The 4,298-nt window shown below is 53.8% G+C and carries 5 protein-coding genes and 1 pseudogene; all 6 read left to right on the forward strand.

Annotated elements, in window-relative coordinates:
- The coding region (locus tag H3001_RS18715; RefSeq protein ID WP_449579119.1) for a hypothetical protein at window positions 1–542 on the forward strand (542 nt) is incomplete at its 5' end.
- A 19-nt stretch (window positions 543–561) separates the two neighbouring features.
- Entirely contained in the window at window positions 562–1,557 is a 996-nt protein-coding gene (gene traJ / locus H3001_RS18720) for a conjugative transposon protein TraJ (RefSeq protein ID WP_007845741.1), read from the forward strand.
- Between the two features lie 20 nt (window positions 1,558–1,577).
- Window positions 1,578–2,201: a conjugative transposon protein TraK gene (gene traK / locus H3001_RS18725; RefSeq protein ID WP_118107962.1), complete on the forward strand. Its 624-nt coding sequence runs from the start codon at window positions 1,578–1,580 to the stop codon at window positions 2,199–2,201.
- Window positions 2,202–2,205: 4 nt separating this feature from the next.
- Complete coding sequence (locus tag H3001_RS18730; RefSeq protein ID WP_181215753.1) at window positions 2,206–2,502, forward strand: TraL conjugative transposon family protein; 297 nt, start codon at window positions 2,206–2,208, stop codon at window positions 2,500–2,502.
- Entirely contained in the window at window positions 2,480–3,811 is a 1,332-nt protein-coding gene (traM, locus tag H3001_RS18735; protein WP_181215754.1) for a conjugative transposon protein TraM, read from the forward strand. Before H3001_RS18730 ends, traM begins: the two co-directional genes overlap by 23 nt.
- Window positions 3,812–3,844: 33 nt before the next feature.
- A pseudogene (locus H3001_RS18740) lies at window positions 3,845–4,201 on the forward strand (DUF4138 domain-containing protein); the annotation flags it as partial.
- Between the last annotated feature and the right edge of the window lie 97 nt (window positions 4,202–4,298).

Raw genomic sequence — 4,298 nt, forward strand, 5'->3', positions numbered from 1 at the left:
TAACAATGAATAGATTGATATTATTAGTAGAAAGCCGGATACGCGGAGACGTGTACGTCCGGTTTGGGGGCGAGCTTCCGAAAACCCACCGTAGTAATACGGCAGGGCGTTGGATGCTTAGCCTACCGCTCAAAGCGGTACACGATGTTGTCAAGGGCGGCATCAAGGTGAAGAAGTCCATTGAGCTGGTGGCGGAAATATCCGAAATCTACGTGCGAAACTATCAGAACATGCTGGCAGACCCGAACTACACGCCGGATGAACTCACAGCCATTTCAGCCGGGTACGCCAAGCTGCTCTCCGAAAGTGCGGACGTGTTGCAGGACTTGAAGAATGTAGTGAACGTGACGGGCATGTCGCTGACGGATGCCGAAAGGCTGGCGGTAATCAACAACGCCTATAAAAGCCTGCTCAACTACCGCAACCTCGTGAACTACTACACCCGAAAGAACATATCCGTGTCCTACCTGCGGGCGAAGAAGAAGAACGACACCGACCGGGTGCTGGCTCTCTACGGCTCGGCGGATGAACGCTACTGGTAACATATAAATCGGTATGCCTATGTTATTAGCAGCGGTGGATTTTGACAACCTGCACCAAGTGTTGCGGGTGCTGTACGATGAAATGATGCCCTTGTGCAGCAACATGACGGGGGTAGCCAAAGGGATAGCCGGGCTGGGAGCTTTGTTCTATGTAGCCGCCAAAGTGTGGCAGTCGCTCGCACGTGCCGAACCCATAGACGTGTACCCGCTCCTGCGTCCCTTTGCACTGGGGCTGTGCATCATGTTTTTTCCAACTTTCGTGCTGGGGACTATCAACACGGTGCTGTCGCCAGTGGTGAAAGGGTGCAACCAGCTTATGGAAACGCAGACTTTCGACATGAACGAGTACCGGGCGCAGAAAGACCGACTGGAATATGAAGCCCTGATGCGAAGCCCCGAAACGGCTTACCTCGCATCGGACGAGGAATTTGACCGACAACTGGAAGAACTGGGCTGGTCGCCCTCCGACATGGTGACCATGACGGGCATGTACATGGACAGGACGGCTTATAATATAAAGAAGTCCGTCCGGGACTGGTTCAGGGAGTTATTGGAAATGCTCTTTCAGGCGGCGGGGCTGATTATAGACACGCTGCGTACGTTCTTCCTAATCGTGTTAAGCATACTGGGTCCGCTGGCGTTTGCGATTTCCGTCTATGACGGTTTCCAAAGCACGCTGACCCGGTGGATTTCACGCTATATCTCCATTTACCTGTGGCTGCCCGTGTCGGACTTGTTCAGCAGCGTGCTGGCACGCATACAAACCCTGATGCTCCAAAAAGACATCGAGCAGCTTTCAGACCCGGATTTCATCCCGGACGGGAGCAGCACCGTGTATATAATCTTTATGATTATCGGCATCGTGGGCTACTTCACCATTCCAACGGTGGCAAGCTGGATAGTGTCGGCTGGCGGTACGTCTGCCTATAACCGCAACGTGGCACGGGCTGGTTCAATCGCCGGGGCTGCGGTCGGTGCGGCAAGCGGGAAAGTAACCGGGAAACTACTCAAATAACCAACATCAATATTTAGTATATGGAATTTAAGTCATTAACGAACATCGAAACGAGTTTCCGGCAAATCCGGCTCTTTGCGCTGGTATTCATCTGCCTGTGCGCACTGGTGACGGGCTTTGCCGTGTGGAACTCGTACAGCTTCGCCGAAAAGCAGCGGCAGAAGATATACGTCCTCGACAACGGCAAAAGCCTGATGCTGGCACTCTCGCAGGACATGGCGCAGAACAGACCCGTGGAAGCCAAGTCGCACGTGCGGCGTTTCCACGAACTTTTCTTCACCTTATCACCCGAAAAGGGGGCTATCGAAAGCAACATCAAACGCTCGTTGTTTCTCGCCGACAAGACCGCTTTCAACTATTACAAGGACTTGGCGGAAAAGGGCTACTACAACCGGGTGATTTCCGGAAACGTCACGCAGACGGTGGAGATTGACAGCGTGAAGTGCGACTTCGACCAGTACCCCTACAAGGTGAACACGTATGCCCGCCAGTTGATTGTCCGGGAAAGCAGCCTGACGGTGCGAAGCCTTGTGACCTCGTGCCGCCTGCTCAACGCCACACGGAGCGACAACAACCCGCACGGCTTCATCATCGAAGCGTTCACCATTACCGAAAACAAGGATTTACAAACCGTCAAGAGATAGCCTTATGGAAAGAAAACGAAACCACATCGAAAAGGTGCGGGACTGGGCGGACGACCGCCTGCGCCGAATGTGCGGACGGATTACGCCGGGCAAAAGGCTGGCGGTTATCCTCCTGATGTTCTTCTTTTTCGGCGGCTTGTCTATCTACATCACCGTTTCATCAATATACAATATCGGGAAACGGGACGGCAGGAGGCTACAAATAGAACATATCAGACAACTGCCGTTGCAAGGCAATGACACAACCCAAAGTATCAACCCGTTAAACAGACCGCAATATGGAAGAAGTACAGAAGAATGAGAACGGCACGACCGCACCGCAGGCGGACGGGAAGCCGAAAAAGGAAAATAAGCCCAAACGGGAACTTACCCCGCAGCAGGTGCAGCAGCGCAGGAAAATGATAGTCTTCCCGCTGATGTTCCTTGCCTTTGCAGGGTGCATGTACCTGATATTCGCACCCTCCGGCAAAGAGGACGTGAATGTGGAAAGCGTGGGCGGCTTCAATGCCGACATACCCCTGCCCGCAGAGGACGGGATTATAGCCGACAAGCAAAAGGCTTACGAGCAGGCGGTGACAAGCCGCAAACAGCAGGACAAGATACAATCCTTGCAGGACTTCGGTTTCACGCTGGACGATGATACGGAAGAACCACAAGAGGAAATCAACCTGATGCCGGAAGAAGATCCGAAGCCACAAAGGGGCGGCGGTGCTTCTTCACGGGCGGCTTACCGGGACATCAACCGCCAGTTAAGCACGTTCTACGAAACGCCCCCTGTGGACGAGGAAAAAGAGGAATTGAAACGGCAGGTGGCGGAACTGACCGACCGACTGAAACAGCAGCAGAACGCCACGCCTACGGCTGACGACCAAATGGCACTCTTGGAAAAGTCCTACGAGCTGGCGGCAAAGTACATGAACGGGCAGGACGGACAAAGGGGACAGATTGCCCAAATACCGACAGCCGGGCAGAACGGCGGCGGTATCGGCACTCCGGCTATTCCGGTGCAGGCTATCCGGGAAACGACCGTTTCGGGATTGCAGCAGCCCATGAGCGATGCCGACTTCATCCGGGCTTACAGCCAGCCACGAAACTACGGCTTCAACACGGCGGTAGGCACGGGGTACGCTATGGGAAAGAACACGGTAGCCGCCTGCATACACCAAGACCAAACACTGGTGGACGGGCAGGCGGTGAAACTACGGCTGCTCGAACCCATGCAGGCGGGAAATATCGTTGTGCCGAAGAATACCCTTGTGGCGGGAACGGCAAAGGTGCAGGGCGAACGGCTCGACATACTGGTGTCCTCGATTGAGTACGCTGGCAACATCATCCCGGTGGAACTCGCCGTGTTCGACACGGACGGGCAAAAGGGGCTTTCCGTCCCGTCCTCTATGGAGCAGGAAGCGTTCAACGAAGCTATGGCGAATATCGGAAGCGGGCTGGGTACAAGCATTTCCTTTGCCCAAAGTGCCGGGCAGCAGGTGGCTATGGACGTGACAAGGGGATTGCTGCAAGGAACGTCCGGCTACCTCGCCAAGAAGTTCCGAACCGTGAAAGTGAAGCTGAAAGCAGGCTATAAAGTCATGCTGTATGCCAAACAACAATAACCATTTTATCAACCGTTAAAATTTCAATTAGCAATGAAACAGATTTTTGGATTGTTCGCCCTCTTGCTGGGCGTGTGTGCGGCAAACGCACAAACCGCTGACACCGTGAAGTATGCGGCTGGCAACGACTTGTACCGGGGGATTACCCGGAAACTCCCGTACCGCCAAATGGTTACGCCCTACGGCGTGGAAGTGACCTTTGCCAAGACGGTGCATATCATCTTCCCCGCCGCCGTCCGCTATGTCGATTTGGGAAGCAACCACATCATAGCGGGCAAGGCGGACGGTGCGGAGAACGTAATCAGGGTGAAAGCCACGACAGAGGGCTTTCCGGGAGAAACGAACTTCTCCGTTATCTGCGAGGACGGCAGTTTCTTTTCGTTCAGTGCGCCCATAATAGGGGCTTGATAATAATCACACTGGCAAGTGATTAGGTTAGTATTCCAATTAAGAAACCTATCCCAAACCGACTTATCCGAATGGGAAA

This window comes from Phocaeicola faecicola, from assembly GCF_013618865.1.
GTDB classification, from domain to species: domain Bacteria; phylum Bacteroidota; class Bacteroidia; order Bacteroidales; family Bacteroidaceae; genus Phocaeicola; species Phocaeicola faecicola.